This is a genomic window from Halobacteriovorax sp. RT-1-1, assembly GCF_047085455.1.
In the GTDB taxonomy this organism is placed as follows: Bacteria; Bdellovibrionota; Bacteriovoracia; order Bacteriovoracales; family Bacteriovoracaceae; genus Halobacteriovorax_A.
The window spans coordinates 140539-167056 of record NZ_JBKIXZ010000001.1; the positions used below are offsets into that span (position 1 = coordinate 140539).

Genomic DNA, 26518 nt, shown 5'->3' on the forward strand with positions numbered 1-26518 from the left:
ATGGACAATTCAGTTATCATCATTGCATTACTTGTAATCATTGCTATTGCGCTATTTATGCTCATTGGAGTATTTGCATTCATTGCTTTTCGAAAAGAAATAAAGAAAGAAGAAACACAAGACGGAAAGCTAACTGATAAAATTAATAATCTCTTAGAAAAAAACAAGCCTCAAGAAAAAATTCTTGGTCTTTGTAGTATTTGTGAAAAAGAACTTGTTGAAAATGATTACTTCAATGTTGATGCTCTTCACCTATGCCGTGAACACTTCAACTTGTACTCAAAACACGAGTGGGTATCTATCACAAACGAAAGAACAACTAGTGAAACACCAGAAAAGGGTGTTTATATTTATAATTTTAAAAAGAATACTTGGAATAAACATAAAATCCCAACTTTCATCTTATGCGAGTACAAAATTGATGTTGAAAGTGACTTAATTGAAACTTATGTACAATTGCACGTTCAAAAAGAAATTGAAGATGAAATGAGGGAGAGATTGAAAATAGAAAAGTAAGGAAGTAAAAGTGAACGATCTTGAAATACTAAAAGGCCAAATTAATCAGATCATGAAAGAGAATAAACCAAATATTGTCTTTGATTCTAAACATGACCGCTTAATTAGAGAATGTGAAAAGGATTTAACATCAGCTGGTTTAAAACAAAAAGTATCTTATACTATTGATGCTTTAATGCCTGAAAAAAGAGATGTGAAATTTGGTGGTGGTCAATTTAGTCGTTGGCAATATGAATTGAGCTGGCAAGAATGGGAAGGAAACTACAGACTTGTCTTAAGAAATATTCCGCACAATAATTCAAAACTCTTAATTAAGCTTCCAGAAGATTTTAAGGCCGATACAGCAGAGCTGTTAGAATCATTCAAATCAAATATTTTAAAATCAAATTCATTATAAAAAAAAGGGCCCTTACGGGCCCTCTTTTTTGATGTTTCCATCAAATATACTTTGGGGGGAATCCTATCGCTCTACTTGGCGAAAAGTTTCAGTTCCAGAAGGTTGTTGTGTTTCTTCTTTTCTTAAGTATGAAGGAGTATCTAATTCATCTTCATCAAAATTGATAAAACCTAGTTTTTCCGCAATTGATTTTGGACGATCTGATTTCTCAGCAGTATTGTTCCCAGTTAATACTTTCTCATTGGCCCATGGGTCTACTTCAGACTTTGAAGCTTCATATTGAGATGCAGCTTCTCTAATTGAATCAGTAAGACTTGGTCTTTGAGTCGTTTCTAAGTTATCACCATCAAATGAGTGAGCTCTTGAACTTTCAACAACTGTATCTTGTACAAGTTGTTCACGTTGAGCTTCCATTTGAATCTCTCTCATTGCATCTACCTGTGGGTTAGATTGAACAGGAGCTTCATGGTAAGCAGCTTGTTGCATAGCAGGTTGAGCAACTGGTTGCTCATAAACTGGCTTTTCTTCAACAACTGGAGCAGCTGGAGCTACAGGTGCTACATATACTGGCTTAGACTCTTGAACAACTGGTCTTCTAAGTTCTTGTTGAGGAGCTACATTAACAGCTGCTTCACGACCACCAAGACCAGTAGCGATTACTGTTACTTTGATATTATCTTCAAGCTCATCATCAACTACAGAACCAAAGATTACTTCTGCATCTTCATCAGCTGCTTCCATAATTAAAGTAGCTGCTTCATTAACTTCATGCATAGTCATTGAAGAACCACCAGTGATGTTAATGATGATACCTGTTGCACCATCAATTGAAATATCTTCCAGTAGTGGTGAAGAGATAGCTTCATTAGCGGCCTTAATAGCTCTATCTGGACCTGCACAAAGACCTGTACCCATTAGAGCAAGACCTTTATTAGACATAACAGTTGAAACGTCTGCAAAGTCAGCATTGATATGACCAGTAGTATTGATAAGGTCAGAGATACCTCTAACTGCATTTAAAAGTACTTCATCAGCTTTCATGAAAGTTTCTACTAAAGATAAGCTTTCACCTGCTAATTGAAGAAGTCTTTGGTTAGGAATTGTAATTAGTGAATCAACATTTTCCTCTAGAGTTTGGATACCAGTTGATGCTTGTCTCATTCTCTTCTTACCTTCGAAGATAAATGGTTTTGTAACAACACCAACAGTAAGAGCACCAAGCTCACGTGCAAGTTTTGCAATTACAGGAGCTGCACCAGTTCCTGTTCCACCACCCATACCGGCAGTGATAAATACCATGTCAGATCCCTCTAGAACCTGGCTTAGCATTTCATACTCATCTAGAGCTGCTTTACGACCTACTTCTGGGTTGGCCCCAGCGCCAAGACCTTTAGTTAGCTCAACACCTAGTTGTACTTTTGTTGGTGCTAAGTTTACAGCAAGTGCTTGTGAGTCAGTGTTAGCAACAATATATTCAACACCAGTTAGACCGGCCTTAATCATTGTGTTTACGGCATTACAGCCACCGCCACCAACACCAACAACGCGAATCTTCGCGCCTTCAGTTAGTTTTAATTCGTTGTTGTCAGAAATTTCGAACATAAGTTCCCCCTTATTTAAAAAATTTCTCTGAATACTGATTTAATAGATCCTGATAATTTGCTTACAATATCTATTTGATTAATATCTTCTTCCTCTTCTACTTCAACTTCTCTGCCTTTTGAGGCTTCAAGTAGAAGACCTAATACAGTTGAAAATTTTGGATTTTGCATAATATTTGTCATGCCACCAAAAGCTATTGGGAAACCTATTTTAAGTGGTCTCTCTAGAAGATACTCACCAATCTCAGGCATTCCCTTAATCATGGCACCACCACCAGTAAGAACAACTCCCCCACTGATTTCATCACCAAGATTTTTTTCTTTAATAATATTTTTTATTAGATCAAATAATTCTTCCGCTCTTGCACCAAGTACATTTGCGACTGTGTGCAGTTGTACTTCTCTTGGCTTAGTTCCAGAAATCCCTTGAACTGTAATATGAGCTGATTGATTAACTTGTTCTGGAAGAACAGATCCGTGGTTAATTTTAATTCTTTCAGCTTCTGCATGAGGAATCTTAAGTGCTACAGCTAGATCATTTGTGAAATGATTTCCACCAACTGGAATTACCTGTGTATGAACAAGAGCACCATCTTTCCATAGTGCAAGATCTGTTGTTCCACCACCGATATCAACTAGTAATGTCCCCATTTCTTTTTCTTCAGGAGAAAGAACTGATTCAGAAGAAGCAATTGGTTGAAGTGTAACGTTTTCAACTTTAACACCTGTATGCTCAACACACTTCACTAAATTTTGAATCAAAGAGATTGATCCAGTAACAATATGAACGTGTGCCTCTAGACGAGTTCCACACATACCAATTGGATTTTTAATACCAGTTGTATTATCAACTTTATACTCTTGTGCAATTACGTGAATGATTTCGCGATCACTTGGCATTACAACAGCCTTTGCTGCTTCAAGTACGCGATCAACATCATCTTGAGAAATTTCATTTCCTTTAACAGCAACAACACCAGAACTATTGAAGCTGTAGATATGACTTCCAGCGATTCCAATAGTTGCGCTATGGATATCAACTCCTGCCATTAGCCTAGCTTCTTCAAGCGAGTTATGAATTGAGCGTACTGTTTTATCGATATTTACAACACTGCCTTTCTTTAAACCATGACTTGGATGTGTACCAATACCAATGATTTCAAGCTCAGCTTTACCAGTGTTTTGATTAGAAATGTTTTGGATACCTACGATTGTGCAGACTTTAGTTGTACCAACGTCTAAACCGACAACGATGTTTTTTTCTTTCATTGAGAATCCTTTCTCTAGTTTTTCTTACAGAATCATTCTGTTAATAAAGAAATCTAACGGCAATTTTTACCGCATATAATGAAATTTTAGAATTAGTCGTTGAACTTGACAACAACTTTTTTGGAATTTGTAATATTTATCACAGATGGAATTTTCTTTTTCTTGTTCATATAACCAATGATTTGAGTCAACTTTTCAACTTTAAGAGGCCATTCATCTTTACCCATAAAGACGCTCGAAGGCTTTCCTTTAATTGAAAGAATCATCGTTAACTCTTTATCATCACTGATGATAACTTCAGAAATTAACTTTCTAAAAACAAGATCAAGATCTGCAATAATACGAGTGATATTTTTCTGAACAGTCTTATCCATTTCCCCTACTGGGATAGCAAGGTATGGTAGAGCATAATTTAATTTTTTTTCAGTTCTTAGAAGTATCTCATAAGTAGGATCAAATAGTTGACCATTATCAACAAGAATTGCTTCATAAGACTCCATCCCATTCTCTTTATAGATTTGAACTTTCATTAATGGGGATGGACATTCGTAGATAAAGTTTAGCATTCCTTCCATTGGATCATACTTAATAGCGTAATCTGATAAGAAATGTTTTTCTTTCAATTTATCTGCTGCAATAAGATTCTTCATACTTCTTAAAGAACGATTCTTTTCAAAGTCTTTCACTAGTTTCAGTGTAAGTGTTCCAGCAGCACGTGAAGGACATTTACCAAAAGCTGTCTTATATTTAATCTTCTCCGTAGGTTGAGAGACTGCTAATGCAGATCCACTCAAAAGAAGAAAAGAAATAATTGAAATAGCTTTTTTCATTAAATATCTATCCTGACTTCAGGCTCAAACTTTAAACCGTAATTGAGGTAAAGCTCATCCTGAACAATTTTAATAAGTTCTTTTACATCGCTGGCCGTGGCTTTATCGAAATTCTCCATAAAATTCCCATGGAGATTACTTACTCGTACGTCACCAACCTGTAATCCTTTCAAATTAAGTATATCAATAAATTGTCCTGCAGTGCAAGTTCGCTTATCTCCAACGATATTTTTAAAGACACTTCCACAAGTTTTTTCCTTTAATGGCTGTGACTTATTTCTCATTAGTAAGTAGTTACGAATCTTTTCTCCAAGGTATTTATCTTGCCCATTAGCAACTAGCTCGACTTTATAAACAACATCACCTGGCTTTAGAAAGTTGTTTTGACGATAAGAAAAACTATCTTTCGTTACCTCATGAAGATACTCATTCCCCTCTTTATCAATATACCAAACGCAGGCGATGATTTCACTAATCCAGCCAAGGCCTGTGCCAGCATTCATAAATACGGCCCCACCAAGAGTTGCAGGTATCCCTGTTATAACCTCCCATCCTTTGTTACCAAATTTTGAGGCATGAGAAGTTAAGCTTGATAACTTCACTGACGCAGGAAGAATATAACTTTCTCTATATTGATTAAAAATCGCACGATCATAATCAAAGTCTAAATTAATTATTGGATTTACAATTCTCTCATTTAAAAGTTGGTTAGCACCAAGACCTAAAAGCATATAAGTTATATTTTTAGATGTAAGTGTTCTTACAACTTCTTTAAGGGCAACCAAATCCTTTACAGTAATTAGGTCACCTTTAGACTGAAGTCTCATCGTTGAATATTTTGATAGATCTTTATCTATCTCAACTTCAATATTTTGAATATTACTTAGGATATCTTCAATCTTATTCATTGCGATCGTTATCTAAAACCCATTCTCTAATCACACGGCCAATAGAACCAGCTCCCAAAGTCATAATTGTCGAATTCTTATTAGACTTAATAATTGTATCTAAATCTTTAAGCTCAATATTCTTTGCAAGTCCAGGGTGAAGACGATTAATATCTTCAACTAATCTTTCTGAAGTAATTCCTGGGATAGGACTTTCACTGGCAGGATATATTGGACACATATACAATTCATCAACATCATTAAAGCAATGTAGGAATTCATTCCAACAGTCTTTAGTTCTTGAAAAACGGTGCGGTTCAAAGATTGCAATCTTCTTATGTGATCTAATTTCTTTTAAAGTATTTAGAGTGTTAGCAATTTCTGTTGGATGATGACCATAATCATCTAAGATTTCCACTTCATCTGTTTTATATAGTAACTGGAAACGACGCCCTACATTTTCAAAGCTTTGAATTGAGCTTCTAATCATGTCGACAGGAACTCCCATTTTATGTGCAATAGAGATAGCCCCTAGAGCATTTTGAACATTGTGCTTACCTGGAAGATTAATTGTGAAACGTCCAAGATTTTGCGACTCAACAATAAGATCAAACTCAGAGCAAAGGTCAGACATTTTAATATCGACGGCCCTATAATCTGCTTCTTTTTCAATTCCAAAAGTAACAATAGGTTTTTTAACCTTTGGCACGAGACTCATTAGTCTCTTATCATCTGCATTTAAAGAAGAAAGGCCATAGAATGGAACTTTATTAATAAATTCTTCAAAGCTATCCATTAATACATCTTCACTTCCATAGTGATCCATGTGATCAAGATCGATGTTTGTTACGACAGACATAATTGGATTTAGCATAAGAAATGATCCATCTGATTCGTCCGCTTCTGCAACAAGATACTCACCAGTACCAACTTTTGCATGACCAGCAAGATTGGAAACAATACCACCAATTATATATGTTGGCTCATAGTTACTGGCCTGTAAGATCGTCGCTAAAAAACTCGTTGTCGTCGTCTTGCCATGAGTACCAGCAATTGCGATTCCTCTTTTAAGTCTCATAAGTTCAGCTAACATCTCAGCTCTTCTCATAATAGGAATTTGTTTTTCACGCGCCATCTGCATTTCTGGATTTGTTTCGTTAACAGCAGATGAGTAAACCACCACAGTAGTATCCGGTGTGATATTCTCACGCTTGTGTCCAATAAATACTTCAGCTCCTAGACTTCTAAGTCTTGCAACATTTGCTGATTCACTAATATCTGAACCTGTTACTTTATAGCCAAGGCTTAGTAGAATCTCAGCGATACCGCTCATACCAATTCCACCAATTCCAATAAAATGCACGCTAATATTTTGAATATTAATATTCATACTTGTTCCTTTTCACAAGATTACTTCTTCTAAATTTAGCGCATATATTGGCTATTGTTGAGAAAAAAACGGCTTCTCATTTGATATCGATCGTTGACGTGACACACAAGAGAAGATTACACCGATTGCAATTAGATTACTCATTAGAGATGAGCCTCCATAACTAACAAAAGGAAGGTTTAAGCCTTTAGTTGGAAGAAGTCCTAAAACCACACCCATATTTAAACATGCTTGAACACCAATGATAAAAATAATGGACATGACCATTTTCTTAGCGATGTCGTCTTTTAAAGTTAAGGCAAGCTTAAAACCAATATGAGTAAAGGCAATGAAAAGTACGACAAAACCTAGAACCCCTAAGAAACCAAATTCTTCACCAATAACTGAGAAAATAAAGTCGTTATGTGCTTCTGGAAGAAAAAATAATTTTTCCAAACTATTGCCAATACCCTTTCCAAAAAAGCCACCATTAGCAAACCCAATCCATGACTGAATTACCTGAAAACCACTTCCTCTTGGATTGGCCCAAGGATCAAGAAATGCCATTAGACGCTTAACACGATAAGGCTGAGCAACGAGAATTAGCGCCGAGAGAATCGTGCCTGTTACGCCCATGATATAAAAGTACTTTCTATTGAAGTTTGAAATGAAACAAGAAAAACCCATTCCTAAAGCACAAATAAAAAATGTACCAAAATCTGGTTGTAAAAGAAGTAGTAATAAGACTAAGCCTATATTTGCAACGTACTTTAGTCGATTCTTTAAATTTAGCTTTTCATAATTTTCAAAAAAGAAAAGAGACATCATAAGGATTGTGTACTTTGCAAGCTCTCCAGGCTGAAGAGATCCAAATCCTAAGTTGATCCATCGGTTGGCACCTTTTGCAACAACCCCTAATCCAGGAATAAAAGTTAGAACTAATAGAAAAGCGACCACAAGATTTAAGTGAAATGAAAACTTAATCCAAAATTGATACTTCGTCTTTGCGACAACATAGGCCATTGCTACGCCTACTAGTGCAAAAAGTATTTGTCTTGAAAAGAAGTGAAGACTTGTACCGTAAACTTCTTTTGAAAACATATAAGATGAGGAGTAAACCATGACAATACCAACACCAACGATAATTGATGTGATAATTAAAAAGAGTTTTCCAAAACGATCCGTGTTTTCAAGAGTGTTCATATATTCATAATATATGAATTTTGAATTCGATGCAGTATAAATATAAGAAGCTGTGCGTTGGATTACTTGATGTACATCTGAGCAAATTGTCTTATTGGATCAAATCCACGCTCATCAAAACAAGTATATGCGTTGAATGGATCCAGACCTTCCCTTTGAATGATACTTAAAACACACTCTCTTTCTTTTTTATTTTTAACTAATGCCGCTACTGTTACGTGAAAACTATTCACACTACTGTGGTAATACTTGGCCACTTCACGAATACTTGCATAAGTCTCTGCGCTCTTCACATATGTACAAGCATTAAACTCAACTAGGCTTAAGGCCCTTCGATTATCTAAAATATCTGTTAAGCATTGGTACTGATACTTTGTTGTAATTTGCGAGCATTGTTTTTTAAAACGAAATTGGTTGTACTTTGTTAAGCGCTTATCAACTAGATTTTTACAGACTTTTACATAATCTGGATTAGCTTTGATTTGAGTAGAAAAAATAGAAACAAAAATAAAAAATAACAGAACCTTCATGACGAGATCATATGACTTAAAACTTGTTCTGTATTAGGCATAAAAAAAATGCCTGCATAAAGCAGGCATTTCTATAATTATTATTTCAAAAAATTACAATTGATAAACAAGTTTTTTGAAGTAGTTCCCACGCTCTTCGTAATCTCTAAAGAAATCCGTTGCAGGGTTACCTGGTGAAAGAATAATCGTGTCACCAGTTCTCGACTTTTGATAAGCAAATAGAACAGACTCTTCAAAAGATCCAACAATGAAAGTTTGTGGGTGCTCACCAAGAGCACGGTTCATTCTTTCTTTTGCCTCACCAACTAGAACAATGATTCTTGTCGTTTGGATTAGCTCATCAGTGAATGCTTCATACTCAAGTTCTTCAATGTCTTTCCCACCAGCAATTAAGATAACAGGAGTTTTAAACGCCTTAGTTGTCTCAACTAGTGTTCTCATATCAGTAGCTTTTGAATCGTTATAGAAAGATACACCGTTCTTTTCCATTAAGAATTCAATTCTGTGTGGAATTCCTGGGAATTTTGTTACACATGTTTGAATTGCTTCATCAGAAAGGTCTAGTGCCTTACATGCAGTGATAGCAGCTAGTAAGTTTTCACGGTTGTTTTGACCAATGATTCTCATTTTCTTAACAACAAATTCTGAGTGGTAATTGATATTTGAATGGATACGACGATCGTGGAAGTGCGTTCCTTGAATCTCTTCCATTACACCAAGCTTAACGAATGACCTTCTCGAGTACCAATAAGTTTGGCAATTTGCATTTCTAAAGAAGCTATTATTTGCAAGCTTATCGAAGTTAACAATTAAAGTGTCATCAGGAGATAAAGTCTTAATGATACTTAGTTTTGTTTCCATGTACTCACCCATCGACGTGAATTGTCCTTGTGGGTAAGTATCTGCGATATCAGTAAAGACAACCATCTTAGGGTGGAAGTCTGTTAGACGTCTCATTTGTACTGCTGAAACTTCAACAACTACGTAATCGATTTCATCTTTGTTTGGAAGCATTGAATACTCAATAAATGGACTTTCACTTGTTCCACCAACGAATACATTCTTTCCATCTTGTCTTAGAGTAAATCCAATCATGTGTGCTACAGTTGTACGACCATGAGATCCACAAACAGCGATGATTGGCTTACGGCAAAGCTTATTACCAAGAGCGAATTCTGAGTAAACCTCTTTACCTTCACGTCTTGCAAGCTCTAGTTGTGGCATATTCGGATCAACCGATCCAGAGTACACAACAACGTCTGCATTAATAAAGTCATCGTCAAGGTGTTCACCAAAAGTCATTTCAACTGCTGGCTTAATCTTACGAAGTTTCTTAACTGCTTTATTGAGATCGAAGATAGGTTTAATATCTGTTACTCGAATATTACATTCAAGACGATTAAAGAAGTTTATGAGTCTGAAACCAGTTTTTCCAATACCTACGATTAGAATATTCTTGTTTCTAAATCTATCCATTAATTACCTCATCTTCAAAGTTGCGATTGCTAGAATCGCTAAAAATATACTTATAATCCAAAATCTAACAATTACTTTTGGCTCGGCCCAACCGAGCAGCTCAAAGTGATGATGTATCGGCGCCATCTTAAAAATTCTCTTCTTGCGAGTTTTATAAGAAGCAACCTGTAAAATTACCGAAACTGCTTCGGCAACAAAAACACCACCAATAATAACAAAAAGTAATTCACTTCTTGTCAGTACGGCCATTGTCCCTAGTGTACCACCTAAGGCAAGGGACCCCACGTCACCCATAAAAATCTGAGCTGGGTATGTGTTATACCATAAAAATCCAACGCCTGCACCGACGATTGCAGCACCAATGACAGCTAATTCACCAACATTTTCAACGTACGGCACAAAAAGGTATGATGCGATCTCTCTGTGACCTGTTGCATAAGCAATAAAGCCAAGAGTTGCTGCAGATGTGATAATTGGACCGATGGCCAAACCATCTAGACCATCTGTTAAGTTTACGGCGTTACTCGAGCCGACAATAACGATGGCACCAAAGATGACAAAGAAACTCATCAAATTAAAAACTGGCCCCTTAACAAAAGGAACGAATAGTTGTGTATCAATGACGTTAAAATGGACCATTGCAAATACTGCAATAAGCGCTGTTGCAAATTGCCATATAAGCTTACCTCTGGCCGAAACACCTTTTGTATTTCCTTTAGAGATCTTTGCATAATCATCAATAAAGCCAAGAACGAAATATGATGCTGTAACACCACAAGTGATAAGAACTGGAAGAGAATTAAAATTACCAGTTATTAACAGAGTCAACAGAATCGTACCCAAGATAAAAACACCACCCATTGTTGGAGTTCCGGCCTTTTTTAAGTGAGACTCTGGTCCATCATCACGAATCACTTGTCCAAACTGCTTTCGTTGCATGAAGCCGATAAAGTACTTACCCCAAATAACTGAGATAACTGTCGCGAGCAAGAAGGCCACAACTGTTCTAAATGTGATGTATTTAAAAATATTAAATGCGAAGAATTCATCCCTTAAGGGATAGAGGAAATGATACAGCATGTAATCACCTGGTTTTTAAATTATATTACATAGTTATATCTATTAGCCTCTCTAGTTGTAAAGAACGAGAAGCTTTTAAAAAAATATAATCGTACGAATTTAATACTGATGGCCAATTTGGGATGAAATCATCAAGATTTTTAAACGTTTTAGACTCGCCGCTATATTTATTTGCATAAAATTCTGAAAATCGTCCAATAAAGATAGCATCCTTAATCTTTAAATCATTTAAGAGCTCTGCTATTTCTTCATGATGCTCTTGGGTCTTATCCCCCAACTCATTCATGTCACCAATTACAAAGATAACATTTTTTTGAGATGGAACTTGTTTTGCAAACTCTGTGATCGCTAACTTCATAGAAGTTGGATTTGCATTGTATGCATCTAAATATATTTTTGAATCATTAACATTAATCCACTGCGCTCTTTTATTTTCTGGCAACCTCAGTTTTTTAAGTTCATGAAATAAACTTAATGAAAAAATATTTTCTAAAATAAAACAGGCAGCTTGAACATTCCAGCGATTGTATGATTCCTTAATAAACTCACTTTCAAACTCACATACATTATCTGAAGAAACAGGAATAATCTTATCAGTAATCGCAAGTGTTGCTAGTTTTTCATCTTCCATATTTAAGAAGAATTTCTTCCCATGATCTTTTACCCAACGATAAAGAGCAGACTTCTCTTTTAATACTCCATCAAGATCAATAAGGAATTCTGTGTGGGCATGGCCAACATTTGTTATATAACCATAATCAGGTTGAGCTATTTCACAAAGAACTTCAATCTCACCAAAATGATTTGTTCCCATCTCAACAATCGCAAATTTGTGATCATCTTTAATTGAGAATATTGTGAGTGGCACTCCTATATGATTATTTAAATTTCCCTGAGTACAAATAACTGCATCATGAAGAATAGATTTTGCTAAGGAAAACAATAATTCCTTTGTCGTTGTCTTTCCATTTGAACCAGTTAGTCCAAAAACAAAACCTCCATTACACTTCCATTCAGTAATTCTATATTTTGCAGCTTCTTGGAGAAATGAAAGGCTGTCATTAACAAGAAAGAAACATGTCTCAGTGTATTTATTTGAAAGAGTTTTAATTTGTTCTTCTCTCTCAAGCGAATAAGTTAGAACAATCGATTTCGCGCCATTTTTAATGGCATCCTCTATAAAATCATATGCATCAAAGCGCTCACCTTTTAGAGCTACAAATGTATTTTTTCCATTAGGCATACGCGAGTCAGTTGATAGAAGAATTTCACTATCTAAATCCTTACCAATCTTTTTCACTAGACCAGTGATTTTATTAAAATCTGAAATTATCATAATTCACCTAATGCACTCTTTACTTCTTCTATATCACTAAAGTGGTGTTTTACACCTTTAATGTCCTGATACTCTTCATGTCCCTTACCTGCAATAATCACTGCAGTAGGACGTTTATATTCTCTTACATATTTATGAATTGCTTCTTTTCGATCAACAACAACATCGACTTCGCTTTTATTGCCCTCAAGAATATCATTAATAATATCTGCAGGTTCTTCAGTTCTTGGGTTATCACTTGTAACGACAACCTTGTCACTAAACTCAAGTGCTGCTGCAAGCATCTTTGGACGTTTTGTACGATCGCGATCGCCACCACAACCAAAAAGAGTAATAATGTCATAAGAGGCAAAATGCTTTTTTGTTTCACGACAAATATTTACAATAGCATCTGGAGTATGTGCGTAATCGACAATAAATACACTATCCCCTTTTCTAAAAAGATTAAATCTTCCTTTTGGTAAAGATAGCTTTATATTTTTATTTAACTTAATACCGCAAGCTCTTTCACATAGAGCAAAGGCAAGCTCTAAGTTATCTATGTTATAGCTGAGGTTAAATTCCTCTCCATATAAATTCTTAGTCTCTGGGGCTAAATCAAAATCTAACTTATCTTGGAATTCATTTTTTTGTGAGCGCGGTATGATAAAGTTTGTATCACAATACTTAGCAAGTTTTGCTTTGGCATTAAAGTAAGATTCCATTGTTCCATGATAGTCGAGGTGATCTTGAGTAAAATTAGTCCAACCTATCGAATCAAACTTCATTTTCTTAACACGCTCTTGCTCTAATGCGTGAGAACTAACTTCTAAACAAAAGTAAGTAATATTTTTTAACTTGAAAATTATTCTTCGTAGGTCAATGAAAGAAGGTGTAGTAGCTGATAAGCTCTCCATGATTTCACTTTCATTTTTAACGACACCTACAGTACCAATACAACAAGCATCTAAATTATTTGCATTCAAAATTAACTGACACAAATGAGCAACCGAAGATTTTCCATTCGTCCCAGTAATACCAATTAACTTCACTTCACGATTTATAGGATATAGCTCTTCTACAAGCTCTTCTTGTAATTTATAAAAATCATTATCATCTACTACGAGAGTTGTAATATCTGAGACTTCTCTATTTGTTATAACAAGTCCTGCACTTCCTTTTTGATAACGCTCACGAAAAAGGGCCATAGCCTTTTCATTGTCATGAATACGATAAAAAGCAATATCACAAGGTTTTGCTTGATCAAGATTGGCAGTTAAGTCGCTTAGACCTTTTAATATAATTTTATATTTTGAGATTAATTTATTCATATGTTGGTGGTGCGTACTTAAGCTTTACAATGACTTCTCCATCGCGAGTACTTCCGGCTTCAGGTGTTTGTTCCTTAACAACACCAACTCCGATATGACTTAAGTCGATTTCTAACTTTTGCGCCAGTGCCATTGCAGACTTTTTATCAAGGCCCACAAAATTTGGAACTGTGCCACGTCCAGTATAGCGCTTAGCTGATTGAACCCTCTTCACAGAGTCGAATGCAATATCGTTCTTATAAGCTTCATTCTCAGCTAGACCTTCAAATTCTTTATTTTTGTAAAGTAGGTATTCAGTTACTTTTCTAAAGACCGGTCCTGCGACAGAGTTTCCATAATATGATTTACCACGCGCTGGTTTATCAACATATGAGTAAACGACAAACTTCTTCTTAACTCCTACTGGAAAGCCTAGAAATCCAGGAATATAACCAGTATAACGGCCGTTATTATCAGCTCTTTGTGCTGTTGACGTTTTTGCAGCAATTTTAAAATAAGGAATTCTTCCTTTTCTCGCAGTTCCTCTCTCAACAGTATTTACCATCATATCTGTTATAGATTTTGCAATCTCTGGTGGTAGAACTCTTTTTGACTTAACTTTCTTCGGGTCATCAACTTTTAAAATTGTAGGTTGAACATAAACACCGTCATTTGAAATTGCTGCAAAGGCTGCAAGCATTTGAATTCCAGTTGTAGCAACGCCTTGTCCGAAACTGATATTACTTAATGACAGAGGCGATACATTTTTATCGTCTGTAAAAATTCCACGTGACTCAGCAGGAAGTTCAATTCCTGTCTTCTCACCTATTTTGAATTCATTTAGAGTTTTCTTTAATTTTGGAAATGTTAAATCAAAGGCAATTTTAGTTGTTCCAATATTAGATGAATACATAAGAATTTCTTCGACAGAAAGCCATTCAAATTTCTTTCTTGATTCAGCTTCTTTAATAATATGATCTTCAACTTTTAAACGGCCTTGTTCGCAGTAGTAATTAGTATCGGGACGAACAACCTTATTTTCTAAGGCAGAAGCTAATGTTAGTACTTTAAGTGTTGAACCAGGTTCAAACGGATCACTAATAAACGCCAATTTACGATCACTACTTTTTGAGTCACCAACATCATTAGGATCAAATGTAGGATAATTGGCCATTGCAATGATTTCACCTGTTTCGGCATCCATTACACCAACACCACCACGTTTCGCATCAACATTCTCTACGGCTTCTTTAATGGCCTTTTCAGCAACCGCTTGAACTTCTTTATCGATCGAAAGATAAACATCGTTTGCTCTTTCCGTTGGGATATTTTGACTTACATATCTTACTGGACGACCTTTATTATCCTTAAAGTATTTAATAATTTGTGGCTCACCTCTAAGTTCTTTATCAAATCTGTGCTCAATACCAGCAAGCCCATTATTGTCTAATCCAACAAAACCTAGTGTTTGAGCAGCTAACTCATGGTTTGGATAAATCCTCTTTGGTATCTCTTCAATATAAATACCCTTAAGTTTTTTAATCGCGGCAACCTGCTCTTCTGTTAACTTAGATTTTCTGGTAATCCAAGTAAAACGATTTCTCTCAAGAGCTTTCTCAGCTATGCCCTCTAATTCCATTTCAGGTAGAATGGCCTTCAATTTTTCATAAACTTTCTTATCTGAAATATTCTTAGGAATTGTGAAGATAGAATATGTTCTAATATTGATAGCAAGAGGATTTCCATTACGATCATAAATATGGCCACGTCTAGGAAAGACTTTTCTCTCTCTAAAGAACTGCTTCTTAGATTGTGATAATAAATGTCCGCGATCGACTACTTGAATACGAAATGCTTTCACAAGTATAGCAACAAATGCAATTGTGAAAATTACGTATATAACTTTTAATCTGTTCTTTAAATTATTATCACTCACTATAATTACTTCTTAGCTGGAACAACAATAATTTGATGCTGCTTCGGCTGTGCTAAGTTATAGTTACGGGCCATCTTTCTTAAATTCGATACAGATAGAAGTCTAGCTTTTTTAGCTTTCAACTCTTTGCCCTCAACTTTAATTCTCTCTACTTCTTTTTTAACTGTTGCGATTTCATAGTTCAGCTCTATCCCTTTCATTCTAAAAAGAACAAATAAAACTGTAATCACAACTAAACTAAGAACAATTGGTAAACCTTGTGAACTTAAAACTATTCCTTTTAGCTTTGATCCAATACCATCACTCTTAGATTTTGTTCGACTCATCCTTGAGGCCATTTAACAATCTCCTATTGTTACTCATTTTCAATCTTTGAAAACTTTTCGTATTTATTCTTCGATTTCTTACTCACGACTCTTTTAAGAATTCTAAGCTTAGCACTTCTTGATCGAGAGTTTTCAGCAATCTCTTCATCACTTGGGATAATTGGCTTTTTAACTTCATTTTCGAAAAGCATTTCTCCAAGTCCATTTTTTTCATAATCTTTAAAAAGTTTCTTCACTATTCTATCTTCTAATGAATGAAAACTTATAATTAATATTCTACCACCAATCTTTAATAATGGTAGCACCTGATTAATTACATCGGTTATTACATCAAGCTCGCGATTAACTTCGATTCTTAACGCTTGAAAACATTTTGTTGCTGGATGGATACGACCAAATTGTAATTTCTTCGGATAACAATCTTTAATCAATTCTGCTAACTGAAATGTTGTATTAATCGGGCCATTCTTGTCCCTTTCAAGGACAATTCGTTCAGCGATTCTCCAAGCGTATTTTTCCTCACCATAATCTCTAAAAAGATTTGCTAAGTCTTGGGCAGAGTATCGATTGATAATATCTTTAGCGGTTTGAATACTGTCATTATCGTAATCCATTCGCATATCAAGCGGCGCATCAACACGAAAAGAAAAACCACGTGAGCCTTCATCAAAATGGTGAGAAGAAACACCTAAATCAAGAAGGACACCATTGAGTCCGCCATTTTCTTTTACGAGATCAGCATGGTTGCCCATGACAATATTTTCAAAATGACAAAAGTTTGAATCGTGTAAGAAGAGTCTGTCCTCAACACCGTTTTTCTTAATTAATTCACGTCCATTTTTTAACGCATCAGGATCTTGGTCGAAAGAAATTAACTTGGCCTTAGTATCTCTTTTTACAATTGCTAATGAGTGGCCTCCGGCCCCAAATGTGCAATCAGCAAAAAGTAATTGATCATGTTCTTCACCATCTAAATAAAGATAGTCGAGACATTCTTTTTTTAAGACCGAATAGTGCTCTTTATATTCATCAACCATTAAATAACCTTATTTTACAACTAGTTAGCAGTTACAATTTACACGAAAAAAAAGTGAACAAACTTTTATTATCTTTCATTTATTTGACTTGTATACACTACCAATGCCAAAATTTTACATCTAGCGCAAGGAATTTAAAAGAACTATGAGAGATACTGATTTAATTTTAAATAAATATATTGAATCAAAAGTTTTAGATTTTAAGAATCGTGTTAACGCATATAACGCTAGAAAAAATTATTCTAAAAGCTTCTTAAACTCTGCAAAAGAATTAACTAAATCAGATCTACTTGAAAGATTTAATTTAGTTAAGAATAATCTCTCACCTAATGAAGCACTTAAGCTTATGCGAAATCTTGTTACCTCAAGTGCTTGGATTAGCTTTTCAACTGCTCGTTATATTCATTCACTGACTAACTTCAAAAGCTTTGATAATAAATTTGATTTTGATAAGGTCAATTATCGTTTCTTCAACGATTTAAAGGCACGTAAACCAATAGAACTTACAGATGAAGAAATCTTTAAAATAATCTACAACGAAGTAGAATATGCAAAGTATCATCCGACATATATTTCTAACCTAGACGAGCCAAAGACGGATATTACTATTGTTCTAGTTCCAGGAGTATTCAATGAGTTATTCTCTACTCCTTCATTCGAGAGAGCATGTCAGCACCTGAAAATGAATTATAATATTAAGTATTATACTCCAGAAGTTAACGGTTTTGATAATTGCTTAAAAAACTCTAAGTCACTGCGTGATCAAATCTCTCAATATGTAAGTGAACATCCAGATGAAAAGTTGTGGTTAGTGGCATTTTCTAAAGGTGGACTAGACTCTCTTCATTACTTAACAGAATATAGTAAAGAACAAGACTCGATTATAGGACTTTCTACAATTGCTTCTCCTATCTTGGGATCGAATTCATTTAATAAGAAATTTATTAAAACGCTGAATCTTATTCATAATTTCTCTGATTCAAAACTCTATCAACTCATTGATGGTAAAAAAGATATTTTAGCAAAAGAAATGCAAAAATCTCTCTCTTCAACTTTTCGAAGGCCATGGATGAGAAATAATCACGAAAAACTAAATCCAAATTTATTTTATACATCGATTGGATTTTCTTCAAAGTGGTACGAGAGTCATCTATGGATGATGTTAATGAAAATGTTCATTAGAAGTAAAAATGACAATGACGGAGTTGTTGATACGGAAAGCTCTTTATTTCCCTACTACTTTGAACGAGGAATTAAGCTAGGTATCCTTGATGGCCACCACCTCATTGGGAGAAGATCATCTTTCTACTGCCAAGAGGCACTAATCGAAGCTCATATTCACTTTTTAAAATATAAAGGGCTACTCTTTTAAGCCGCCCTTTAAATTCATTAGTACTAATTTTGACATTACTTTTAGGGTTTCAAAAACACCCACACCCTTAACTGCAACAGCATCAAATGCTGGCCTCTCATCGGCATTGAGTGTTTGATTCATATCTTCTACTGGTGTTACGTTTGGTAGATCTCTCTTATTCCATTGAAAAACAATTGGAATTTGATCAATATCGTAACCCTGTTCAGTTAGATTCGCTTCAAGACTTTTTAATGATTCAATATTAGCTTCCATTCTCTCTAGTTGAGAATCTGCTACAAAGATCACACCATCAACACCACGAAGAATTAACTTACGTGAAGATTCATAGAAAACTTGACCAGGAACTGTATATAAGTGAAAGCGAGTTTTAAATCCTCTTATCTCACCTAGATCAAGTGGTAGGAAATCAAAGAAGATTGTTCTCTCATTTTCAGAATCGAGAGAAACCATCTCACCTTTATTTCCACCAGCAGTTTTCTGATATATGTATTGGATATTCGTTGTCTTACCGCCAAGACCTGGCCCGTAATAAACGATCTTACAATTAATTTCCTTCGTATTGTAATTTACAAAAGACATCTGGCCCCCGTTATCCTAAAACGCCTGCAAAGAGGTCATCGACTTCGTTATCACTAATATCATCAAATAGAAAAACCTCATTTGGATCACTATCCCCTGATAAGTGTGCTTCAATAAATTCTGGAAGCTTCGATTCAATACTTCTAATTCTTGATTTTAATTTGGCCGGATTATCGACATCAAAATAGATAAGGCTTAGATAAATGTCATCGAAAAGTCCTGAGAGCTTTGTTATATAAATCCCTTTTGATGAAGTCGCATAATTAAATCTAAATTCATCTTGTGTTTCTTCAGGGATAAATTGAGAAAGAACTGAACTTGCCTGCCATACACCAGCAATTAGTGCACCAGCAGTATCACTATCGAAATCAGTTTCAACGCTTTTAAATGAATAAAGTGGTATTCCATCTTGTCGACAGACAATCAATCCACTATTTACAAGAGAATCTAGTCCACTATATTCTCTAAAAAACTCTTGAATAACGACTTCAATGTTATCCATAAACCTTCCTTACATTTTGGTTTTATTTTCTAATGCCTTAGATATAGTCATTGTATCTAAGTAGTCGAGATTCCCTCCCATAGGAATCCCGAAGCCAATTCTATCAACATTAACTTCGTCTGAAAGTACTGATTTTATGTAGCTACAAGTAGCGTCGCCTTCAACAGAAGGACCAATAGCAAGAACCACTGATTTGATTTTTAACTCATCAACACGTTTTTTAAGCTTATCAATATTCAGTTCCGCTGGACCAACTCCAAGAAGAGGATTAAGAACTCCACCTAGAACATGATACAATCCGCGATATTGGCCGCTTCTTTCAATGGCCATATAATCTGTAATAGACTCAACAACACAAATCTCTGTTGATTCTTTACGATGAATATCACTACAAACTGCACAGATATCTTCATCCGCAAAAACGCCACATTGATTACATTTTTTTAATTCTGCTAATTCATTTAGTGCGATTGCAAAGTCGCCTAACTCTTCTTTAGTCCACTTGGCCAGGCTGAGAACATGTCTTAGAGCACTCTTCTCACCGATACCAGGTACTTTAGAAAATGAATCAACAAGATTATTAATTCTTTCAGGTAGTTTCATTAAGTTATAGCCTTAGAAAAGTCCTGGAATGTTTAGACCGCCAGTTACCTTACTCATTGCATTCGAAACCATATCTTGAGACTCTTTAATAGCCTGGTTAACAGCAGTTAAAACAAGATCTTCAAGAGTTTCAACATCATTCGGATCTACTGCTTCAGGATCAATTTTGATAGCTTGAATTTCTTGCTTACCAGTAATTGTAATTTTAATAGCTCCACCACCTGAAGATACTTCAAGCTCACGCTTTTCAAGTTCTTTTTGAAGTGTACTAATTTTTTGCTGCATTTGTTGAGCCTGTTTCATTAGGCCTTGCATTCCCTTTGCCATTTTATTCTCCGATTTTATTCATCTTCATTTAAGATAATTTTATCAATTTTAGAATTAAATATTGAACTGGCTAATTGAAGCATTTCATCACCTTCAATTTCCTTTCTTTGATTTTGCTTTTCAATATTTTCATTTTCTATATTAATTTCAAACTTTGATTTAAAGTCTGTCTCTTCTGCTTTTTTCTTTTCAACTAATTCAATAGAAAGATCGATATCCTGAACTTGAAAGTAACTTCTAAGATGCTCTCTTACCTTTTCAAGTGTTTCCTGATTATTCATATGATCGTAAAAAACTTTTGCGCCAATAGGATAACCAATTAGAAGTGATACCTTTTCGAGCTGAACAACAAGATCGCCAATTAAGTTACCTTGTTCCATGTTGGCACCCATTACTGGTGATGTCTTTGCCAAGTAAGCAAGAAATCCATCCCATGTTCTTGGTCCTTCAATAACAACTTCCTCAACGGCCGAAACTTCATTAATTTCTTCGGCTTCAACGACTTCTTCAGTTGATTGTTCTACTGGTTCTATAGGATCATCAAAAATAATCTTATGAGGTTTTGTAACTTCTTCAACTTTAGGCTCTTCAACTATTATTTCAGCCTCAGATTCTATAACTTCAATTTTTTCTGGTTGTGGTTGTGGCTGTGTTTGAATTTCACTAGTATTTACTTCATCAGCTTGGGCCACAACTTGGGCCTTAGGCTTTCCCGCAGTATCCTCCACTTGGGTATCTGCAATAATTTGATGTCTTAATGCTACTTTTCTCATCGCAAGCAGAGTTGCATCTGTTGGGATGATTGATTCAAGCGTCCAAGTAAAATCTTTAGCAAGAGTCTCATAAACCCAGTAAAGCTCTGCTCGTGTCGTTTTATCAAAAATTTCACCATCAACTTTTGATAAAACTCGTGATCTATCATTGAAATCTTTAGCAATAACGATTGAAAAAAGGTTTTCAAGAATTGATTTCACAATATTTTGAAGTGAGATATTCTGTGAGATCAATGCACTAAACATATTTGTTAACTCTTCTACATTACCAGAAAGAGTTGAATCAATTAGTGTTTTAATTGAGCTAAGTTTTGCTATCCCTAAGGCTTGAGCAAAAATATCTTCATTAATATCTTGGCCGAAAGAGAAACTTAAAACTTGATCAAATAGAGAAAGAGTATCTCTAAAAGATCCGTTCCCTAATTTTGCAAGTGTTTCAATTAACTCAGAATTAGCAAAAGTAATATTTTCTAGTTTTGCAATATTAACAATGTGAGACTTTAATTCCTCAACTGTTGCATTAACAAAATCAAAGCGCTGACATCTTGAAAGAACAGTTCCAAGTAACTTTTCAGGCTCTGTCGTTGCCATTAAAAATATGGCATGTTCTGGTGGTTCTTCTAATGTTTTTAAAAGTGCATTGAAAGCACTATTAGAAAGCATGTGAACTTCATCAATAATATAAACTTTATATTTTCCACTAGAAGGAAGATAAGAAATATTACTAATTAACTCTCTTACATCATCAACACTATTATTAGATGCACCATCGATTTCAATTACATTCATCGAAGCTGCAGAATCAAAATCATGACATGCATTACATTCACCACATGGATTTTGGTTTTCATCACGAGCTTCACATCTTAATGCTTTTGCAAAAATTCTTGCTATTGTTGTCTTACCAATTCCACGAGTACCAGAAAAAATATACGCATGACCAAGTCGATCTTCTCTTAAAGAATTAACTAAAGTTTTAACAATATGTTCTTGCCCAACAAAATCTTGAAATTTTGCAGGACGATATTTTCTGGCCAAGACCTGATATGACATTGAGCACCATCACTTTATATGATTTTAAAAATTTTACTTGTTAACTATAGGAAAAATTATAGGTATTGGAAAGGGGCAGCCGATACAAACACAATGCAACAAAGGTTACCGTTGCTTCGTTCCCGACCTGGCGGAGTTAGCCCCGCTGCATTTGTCTGACCGGCTACCGTCCTTGAATATAATATTTATCTTAGCACGATGTCAATGAAAGCTAGTATTTAATGATAATCGTCTCACCTTTCAGACTCACTGAGTCGGAATTAATGAACTTCATAACAAATTTTAAAACGAATTTTGTTGCTGTCATACCAGCAACACGGGCCCTATCAACTTTAATACGTACTTCTCGTTGATCAGGATGGACATCCAATTTACCAGCGGCCTTAAAATTAAATGTGAAAACAGATTTCAACTTGGCCTTCATACTAAAATGACCATTTGCAACAGTGATTTTCAAATCACGGATACGATTCTTATCTGACTCGGCCTTATCTTCACTAATCTTTTGAATACTGAAATCAGATCTTCTCAGACAGCCTTCATAAATAGAGACTGCATCAACTTCTTTATCTGTTGGCTCAATCTTCACACATCGAGCTTCTATTTTTGTGAAAGTGAACTCACCCTTCTTTGTTCTTGCCTCTAGCTGGTTAGCAATTAGACCAAGGTGTTCTCTCTCAAAATATACTTGGCCATCAAAAACATTAAACGGCATTCCTTCTCTTAATAACTTAATCTCTTTCCCGGCAATTCGTGACTCTTCTAGGCAGCCAGCAAAAATTAAATCAATATTAAAAGCATTAATATTAGGATCTTTATAACAGTTAATATTTATATTCTTAAAGTTGATCGAGCTATTTAATAAATTACCCGTAGCGCTTTGAGCGTCAATGACTATGCTATCTTCAGTAAAGGCAACTTCTTTTCCTCTAATGTTTACATTCGATTGACTCGTACTATTTTGCTTAATTTCGACAATTGCAAATTCCTTACCTTCAAGAGGTTTGATATGCATATCTTTCAAACAAATCTCATCAAGCTTAAATGTAAATTCATCACTCTGACATTTAATATCAACATCTTTGATATCAAAAAGGAATTGATCAGCACCAATGCTTAACTGAGGTCCATTAGCAAAGAATCCAGACTGTGCAAATTCAATTTTCGCTTCCCTTGCATAGATCATGTTAAGAAAATCAATTTCTGTAAACTGAGGTAGATGTGTTGTTAGGTTCAAATTATCTTTTTTGAAATTGATTCTGTTATTAAATAAGAAAGTATCAACTAAAAATAATTCCCCATTTTCAGCTAAATCAAACTCCACTGCATCATACTTAATATAAACATCTCTAGCATGGGCCTTTCCACTAAGAAAATCACTTCCAATTGCTCTATTAAGATTGATTGAATCAACCTCAAAATACATTGAATTTGCCATGCACGAAAGTGCGAATGTTGCAGGTAAGAAAAATTTAAACATATGTTATATGTTCGATAAATAACGTCAGAATGTAAATACTAGAGATTTAACTTTGACGCTTTCGATAAGTTTTTCGACGTAATTTAAAGAAATCCGATAATACTTTCGAGCATTTAAAGTGCTCGACACCACCGATGATAGAAAATTTATGATTAAATCTTTTATCTTTTTGAAAGCTATAACCAAGTGATACAGAACCAGCTTTTTGATCATAAGCACCGAAGACAACATTTTTGAAACGTGCCTGTAAAATCGCATAGAGACACATCGGACAAGGCTCAAGAGTTATATAGATAGTACAATTAAGTAATCTCCAATCCCCCATTTTTTCACTTGCTTCTTTAATGGCAATTATTTCAGCATGCGCTGTTGTATCTTTTTGCTGCTCTTTTAGATTATGGGCCCTGGCAATGACATTATCATTTTCATCAACAATAATTGCTCCAACAGGCACTTCTCCGGCCTTGAAAGCTATTTCCGCTTCTTCAAGTGCCAAATTCATATTCCATATGTGAGATTTAATATTCATGATTTAAATTTTTTGTCTTTCTTAGCTTTTCGCTCAAAGTTCCAGTACTTCTCTAATTCGCCGTATCGACGACGAGAATCTTCATCGGTATTGTGAAACCTTACCCCGTAAGTATATGGCCTACCAATTGAATGTTGTCTCTTAGATACCACCTCAACACTTAAGCGTCCATCAATGCTTGTTGTGAATGGCTCGATTTCAAGCTTTTGACCAATTTTCAAATCATCAAATAAAGTTAATCCACCTGCTTTACGTCGTAAGTCTACTAACCTTCCTTCAATCCCATCTAAGTCATCGCAATATACTTTAGTCTTTAAGTCATTACGGTATCTAAAATCGTATTCCCACCAACCAATGACAGGATAGAAAACAGGTGTATATAAAGAAAAGCAGAGCACACCTAATAGCATCAATGACATTGTATAAAGAAAGAATAGTGAAAAATCATTGTAGTAGTATAGGGATCTTAAAATATAAAAAATAATAAATAGTCCTACGACGACACTTAATGTCCAAAAAGAATAGTGAACATTTTTTTGCATGCGATAATAGAGTCTATATAAAATTACAGAAAAAATTATTCCAAATAAGGCAATAAAGTTAAATTGGAATTTGAAGAATTCATATCCTTTCGCTAAGAAGAATAAAAACATGTGTAGCGAAAATAACGCCTGAACTTTATTAAAATCACTTTTGATCGATAGCTTACTTATACTTATTAACATTGTTCTATTTTAACAAAATAGGATTATTTGATAATTAGTGGAACTATTTGCTTAGCTCCTTTTTCACGAGTAAATTTATAGCCTTTGCCATCAATCTGAAGTTCATATTCACCAGGAGCCAAATTCAAAGGATACATGTAAATATGATCATAAATACCATACCAAGATCGTAGGTCTGCCAATTCAGATTCTTGTATTGCTCGATTTCCGGCTGCATATGCTGCACTAGCTGATAAGTAAGCAATCAAGCTACCGTTGTTATAGAGACTACGATATGTTTGATAAGCAGAAGTAAGAAGCGCAATATGTTTGGCGGCAAGCCTTGCACCAACCTTGGCCTCTAATAATGCGACATCATTCTTAAGAGAACTACTTAAGACTTCCGACGTATTTGCCATGAGGATCAATTCACCACTATCTAGTTCTTCACCCTTTGAGTTTTTAATATTAATCTTTTTAGGTGTAGATATATCTTTTGAATCTATTTTAGGAAGTTCAAAGTAAATTTTTGGTTCTGCTCCTCTTGTAAGAGCAAGCATTTTTAAAGAGAAAGAGACAAAATCGTCCATACCTTCATTATTAGAAATATAAACTCCTACAGGTAAACCAAGAGGAAAATCATATACCTTGGCAGTCTTTTTAATTACATGTCCATTCATAATGATAAGATAAGTGTTATACGATTTCTTACTATTAAAAAAATCTTGTGTACGCTTATAAGTTTGCGTCTCAGTTATATATTTCGATAATTCATCTTGAGAAACTAAGTGAAGTTTCTTGTAGTCTTCCTGATATTTCTTATGAGATGAATTAAAACTTGGATAAAGACCCATCTGTTGTACTAAATCTTTTTTTCCAATCATTTTGAAATTGTTAACAATTGATCGATCCTTTGCTCTACCATAAGTATCATGAACAACAATACCCATAAGATCAATAAAGGTTGATCCTTTATAGACTGCACGACCTCTATTTTGTGCCTTGAAATTTTCAATATAGGCACTCCAATCTCTTAACGTTGAAACCATCGCCTGTTGATGAAATCTTCTTTTATTATCAGAATCAACTTCTTTGCTTTTCATATAGTGAGCAAGGATTTCATAAAATCTAATATTGGCTTGCTCAAATTGATTTGGGTAATAAATATCAGTAGCTTCACCAATGAATAGAGATTCTACTTTATTAGAGATACTAATTTTATAGAGATCATTTGCAATTTCTTTTGCATTGTTCAGATGTATAAGAGCATTGTCATAATCTTTTAAATTAAAGAAAGCAATTCCAAGCTCGGCCTGTTTTAAAAAACGATCCTCATCTCTTTTATAAACTTCACCTTTATTGATTTTTTCAACAACTGACTTGTAGTCATTCTTAGAATATAAAGAAGAGATTAGATCTCCTTCATCCCTTACTTTTCTGGCTGCACATGAGACAAATAAAATAAGGAATGAAAGAATAAGAATTCTATTAAAATAGGCTTGCTTCAACTA

General features: G+C 34.8%; 26 protein-coding genes and 1 other RNA gene. 3 read left to right on the forward strand and 24 right to left on the reverse strand.

What is annotated here, in order from left to right; translation table 11 throughout:
• Together ACMAWV_RS00710 and ACMAWV_RS00715 are read left to right on the forward strand one after the other, a co-directional pair.
• On the forward strand, positions 1-516 hold the full coding sequence (locus ACMAWV_RS00710) for a hypothetical protein (protein ID WP_103218513.1): 516 nt from the start codon (positions 1-3) through the stop codon (positions 514-516).
• A gap of 10 nt (positions 517-526) precedes the next feature.
• Positions 527-913, forward strand: coding sequence for a hypothetical protein (locus ACMAWV_RS00715; protein ID WP_103218514.1), 387 nt, complete (start codon positions 527-529; stop codon positions 911-913).
• A 63-nt stretch (positions 914-976) separates the two neighbouring features.
• Here ACMAWV_RS00715 and ftsZ read toward each other — a convergent pair whose 3' ends face one another.
• The 14 genes from ftsZ to rsmH form a co-directional block, all read right to left on the reverse strand.
• Positions 977-2515: a cell division protein FtsZ gene (gene ftsZ, locus ACMAWV_RS00720; protein ID WP_392993849.1), complete on the reverse strand. Its 1539-nt coding sequence runs from the start codon at positions 2513-2515 to the stop codon at positions 977-979.
• 14 nt (positions 2516-2529) lie between these two features.
• Positions 2530-3783, reverse strand: a complete 1254-nt coding sequence (gene ftsA, locus ACMAWV_RS00725) for a cell division protein FtsA (RefSeq protein ID WP_103218516.1) — start codon at positions 3781-3783, stop codon at positions 2530-2532.
• Positions 3784-3875: 92 nt separating this feature from the next.
• Positions 3876-4613: a hypothetical protein gene (locus ACMAWV_RS00730; RefSeq protein ID WP_103218517.1), complete on the reverse strand. Its 738-nt coding sequence runs from the start codon at positions 4611-4613 to the stop codon at positions 3876-3878.
• On the reverse strand, positions 4613-5521 hold the full coding sequence (gene murB / locus ACMAWV_RS00735) for a UDP-N-acetylmuramate dehydrogenase (RefSeq protein WP_103218518.1): 909 nt from the start codon (positions 5519-5521) through the stop codon (positions 4613-4615). Before murB ends, ACMAWV_RS00730 begins: the two co-directional genes overlap by 1 nt.
• Positions 5514-6890 carry a UDP-N-acetylmuramate--L-alanine ligase gene (gene murC, locus ACMAWV_RS00740; protein WP_412470449.1) on the reverse strand — a complete coding sequence of 459 codons (1377 nt, stop codon included), beginning with the start codon at positions 6888-6890 and terminating at the stop codon, positions 5514-5516. The genes murB and murC overlap by 8 nt, the downstream gene beginning before the upstream one ends.
• A gap of 51 nt (positions 6891-6941) precedes the next feature.
• Positions 6942-8072: a putative lipid II flippase FtsW gene (gene ftsW / locus ACMAWV_RS00745; RefSeq protein ID WP_103218520.1), complete on the reverse strand. Its 1131-nt coding sequence runs from the start codon at positions 8070-8072 to the stop codon at positions 6942-6944.
• A 62-nt stretch (positions 8073-8134) separates the two neighbouring features.
• Positions 8135-8602 (reverse strand): hypothetical protein, encoded by a 468-nt coding sequence (locus ACMAWV_RS00750; protein WP_412470450.1) that lies wholly within the window; start codon positions 8600-8602, stop codon positions 8135-8137.
• Positions 8603-8695: 93 nt separating this feature from the next.
• A complete protein-coding gene (gene murD, locus ACMAWV_RS00755) occupies positions 8696-10078 on the reverse strand; it encodes a UDP-N-acetylmuramoyl-L-alanine--D-glutamate ligase (RefSeq protein WP_103218522.1) in 1383 nt (460 codons plus the stop codon).
• Positions 10079-10081: 3 nt separating this feature from the next.
• Entirely contained in the window at positions 10082-11158 is a 1077-nt protein-coding gene (mraY, locus tag ACMAWV_RS00760) for a phospho-N-acetylmuramoyl-pentapeptide-transferase (protein WP_103218523.1), read from the reverse strand.
• A gap of 25 nt (positions 11159-11183) precedes the next feature.
• Entirely contained in the window at positions 11184-12494 is a 1311-nt protein-coding gene (locus ACMAWV_RS00765) for a UDP-N-acetylmuramoyl-tripeptide--D-alanyl-D-alanine ligase (RefSeq protein WP_412470451.1), read from the reverse strand.
• On the reverse strand, positions 12491-13804 hold the full coding sequence (locus tag ACMAWV_RS00770) for a Mur ligase family protein (protein WP_412470452.1): 1314 nt from the start codon (positions 13802-13804) through the stop codon (positions 12491-12493). Before ACMAWV_RS00770 ends, ACMAWV_RS00765 begins: the two co-directional genes overlap by 4 nt.
• Positions 13797-15719, reverse strand: a complete 1923-nt coding sequence (locus ACMAWV_RS00775) for a penicillin-binding transpeptidase domain-containing protein (RefSeq protein WP_103218526.1) — start codon at positions 15717-15719, stop codon at positions 13797-13799. Before ACMAWV_RS00775 ends, ACMAWV_RS00770 begins: the two co-directional genes overlap by 8 nt.
• A gap of 5 nt (positions 15720-15724) precedes the next feature.
• Positions 15725-16057, reverse strand: a complete 333-nt coding sequence (locus ACMAWV_RS00780) for a hypothetical protein (RefSeq protein ID WP_103218527.1) — start codon at positions 16055-16057, stop codon at positions 15725-15727.
• Positions 16058-16074: 17 nt separating this feature from the next.
• Positions 16075-17082 carry a 16S rRNA (cytosine(1402)-N(4))-methyltransferase RsmH gene (gene rsmH, locus ACMAWV_RS00785; RefSeq protein ID WP_412470453.1) on the reverse strand — a complete coding sequence of 336 codons (1008 nt, stop codon included), beginning with the start codon at positions 17080-17082 and terminating at the stop codon, positions 16075-16077.
• Positions 17083-17227: 145 nt separating this feature from the next.
• Between rsmH and ACMAWV_RS00790 the strand changes: the two genes are divergently transcribed.
• Positions 17228-18454, forward strand: coding sequence for an esterase/lipase family protein (locus ACMAWV_RS00790; RefSeq protein ID WP_103218529.1), 1227 nt, complete (start codon positions 17228-17230; stop codon positions 18452-18454).
• Here ACMAWV_RS00790 and ACMAWV_RS00795 read toward each other — a convergent pair.
• The 10 genes from ACMAWV_RS00795 to ACMAWV_RS00840 form a co-directional block, all read right to left on the reverse strand.
• Positions 18443-19036 (reverse strand): GTP-binding protein, encoded by a 594-nt coding sequence (locus ACMAWV_RS00795; protein WP_103218530.1) that lies wholly within the window; start codon positions 19034-19036, stop codon positions 18443-18445. The genes ACMAWV_RS00790 and ACMAWV_RS00795 overlap by 12 nt on opposite strands.
• A 10-nt stretch (positions 19037-19046) precedes the next feature.
• A complete protein-coding gene (locus ACMAWV_RS00800; protein WP_103218531.1) occupies positions 19047-19538 on the reverse strand; it encodes a hypothetical protein in 492 nt (163 codons plus the stop codon).
• 9 nt (positions 19539-19547) lie between these two features.
• Positions 19548-20141 (reverse strand): recombination mediator RecR, encoded by a 594-nt coding sequence (gene recR, locus ACMAWV_RS00805; RefSeq protein WP_392993869.1) that lies wholly within the window; start codon positions 20139-20141, stop codon positions 19548-19550.
• 12 nt (positions 20142-20153) lie between these two features.
• The gene (locus tag ACMAWV_RS00810; RefSeq protein WP_103218533.1) at positions 20154-20468 is read right to left on the reverse strand and encodes a YbaB/EbfC family nucleoid-associated protein; all 315 of its coding nucleotides are present in this window, start codon (positions 20466-20468) and stop codon (positions 20154-20156) included.
• Positions 20469-20482: 14 nt separating this feature from the next.
• Positions 20483-22294, reverse strand: coding sequence for a DNA polymerase III subunit gamma/tau (dnaX, locus tag ACMAWV_RS00815; protein WP_412470454.1), 1812 nt, complete (start codon positions 22292-22294; stop codon positions 20483-20485).
• Between the two features lie 71 nt (positions 22295-22365).
• Positions 22366-22462, reverse strand: an RNA gene (ffs, locus tag ACMAWV_RS00820) — signal recognition particle sRNA small type.
• 43 nt (positions 22463-22505) lie between these two features.
• Complete coding sequence (locus ACMAWV_RS00825) at positions 22506-23774, reverse strand: hypothetical protein (RefSeq protein WP_412470455.1); 1269 nt, start codon at positions 23772-23774, stop codon at positions 22506-22508.
• Between the two features lie 46 nt (positions 23775-23820).
• Positions 23821-24276 carry a nucleoside deaminase gene (locus ACMAWV_RS00830; protein WP_199177556.1) on the reverse strand — a complete coding sequence of 152 codons (456 nt, stop codon included), beginning with the start codon at positions 24274-24276 and terminating at the stop codon, positions 23821-23823.
• A 23-nt stretch (positions 24277-24299) separates the two neighbouring features.
• Entirely contained in the window at positions 24300-24845 is a 546-nt protein-coding gene (locus ACMAWV_RS00835) for a PilZ domain-containing protein (RefSeq protein ID WP_393099625.1), read from the reverse strand.
• A gap of 206 nt (positions 24846-25051) precedes the next feature.
• On the reverse strand, positions 25052-26515 hold the full coding sequence (locus ACMAWV_RS00840) for a hypothetical protein (protein WP_412470456.1): 1464 nt from the start codon (positions 26513-26515) through the stop codon (positions 25052-25054).
• Positions 26516-26518 lie beyond the last annotated feature (3 nt).

Bases quoted from the DNA above. Each gene is read 5' to 3' on its own strand.
- rsmH (WP_412470453.1), bottom strand. From the start codon at position 17,082: ATGGTTGATGAATATAAAGAGCACTATTCGGTCTTAAAAAAAGAATGT.
- ACMAWV_RS00835 (WP_393099625.1), bottom strand. From the start codon at position 24,845: ATGCAAAAAAATGTTCACTATTCTTTTTGGACATTAAGTGTCGTCGTA.
- ACMAWV_RS00800 (WP_103218531.1), bottom strand. From the start codon at position 19,538: ATGGATAACATTGAAGTCGTTATTCAAGAGTTTTTTAGAGAATATAGT.
- ftsW (WP_103218520.1), bottom strand. From the start codon at position 8,072: ATGAACACTCTTGAAAACACGGATCGTTTTGGAAAACTCTTTTTAATT.
- murB (WP_103218518.1), bottom strand. From the start codon at position 5,521: ATGAATAAGATTGAAGATATCCTAAGTAATATTCAAAATATTGAAGTT.
- ftsZ (WP_392993849.1), bottom strand. From the start codon at position 2,515: ATGTTCGAAATTTCTGACAACAACGAATTAAAACTAACTGAAGGCGCG.
- murC (WP_412470449.1), bottom strand. From the start codon at position 6,890: ATGAATATTAATATTCAAAATATTAGCGTGCATTTTATTGGAATTGGT.
- ACMAWV_RS00830 (WP_199177556.1), bottom strand. From the start codon at position 24,276: ATGAATTTGGCACTTGAAGAAGCGGAAATAGCTTTCAAGGCCGGAGAA.
- ACMAWV_RS00750 (WP_412470450.1), bottom strand. From the start codon at position 8,602: ATGAAGGTTCTGTTATTTTTTATTTTTGTTTCTATTTTTTCTACTCAA.
- ACMAWV_RS00780 (WP_103218527.1), bottom strand. From the start codon at position 16,057: ATGGCCTCAAGGATGAGTCGAACAAAATCTAAGAGTGATGGTATTGGA.
- murD (WP_103218522.1), bottom strand. From the start codon at position 10,078: ATGGATAGATTTAGAAACAAGAATATTCTAATCGTAGGTATTGGAAAA.
- dnaX (WP_412470454.1), bottom strand. From the start codon at position 22,294: ATGTCATATCAGGTCTTGGCCAGAAAATATCGTCCTGCAAAATTTCAA.
- ACMAWV_RS00795 (WP_103218530.1), bottom strand. From the start codon at position 19,036: ATGTCTTTTGTAAATTACAATACGAAGGAAATTAATTGTAAGATCGTT.
- ACMAWV_RS00730 (WP_103218517.1), bottom strand. From the start codon at position 4,613: ATGAAAAAAGCTATTTCAATTATTTCTTTTCTTCTTTTGAGTGGATCT.
- ftsA (WP_103218516.1), bottom strand. From the start codon at position 3,783: ATGAAAGAAAAAAACATCGTTGTCGGTTTAGACGTTGGTACAACTAAA.
- ACMAWV_RS00765 (WP_412470451.1), bottom strand. From the start codon at position 12,494: ATGATAATTTCAGATTTTAATAAAATCACTGGTCTAGTGAAAAAGATT.
- ACMAWV_RS00825 (WP_412470455.1), bottom strand. From the start codon at position 23,774: ATGTTTAAATTTTTCTTACCTGCAACATTCGCACTTTCGTGCATGGCA.
- ACMAWV_RS00790 (WP_103218529.1), top strand. From the start codon at position 17,228: ATGAGAGATACTGATTTAATTTTAAATAAATATATTGAATCAAAAGTT.
- recR (WP_392993869.1), bottom strand. From the start codon at position 20,141: ATGAAACTACCTGAAAGAATTAATAATCTTGTTGATTCATTTTCTAAA.
- ACMAWV_RS00770 (WP_412470452.1), bottom strand. From the start codon at position 13,804: ATGAATAAATTAATCTCAAAATATAAAATTATATTAAAAGGTCTAAGC.
- ACMAWV_RS00710 (WP_103218513.1), top strand. From the start codon at position 1: ATGGACAATTCAGTTATCATCATTGCATTACTTGTAATCATTGCTATT.
- mraY (WP_103218523.1), bottom strand. From the start codon at position 11,158: ATGCTGTATCATTTCCTCTATCCCTTAAGGGATGAATTCTTCGCATTT.
- ACMAWV_RS00810 (WP_103218533.1), bottom strand. From the start codon at position 20,468: ATGGCAAAGGGAATGCAAGGCCTAATGAAACAGGCTCAACAAATGCAG.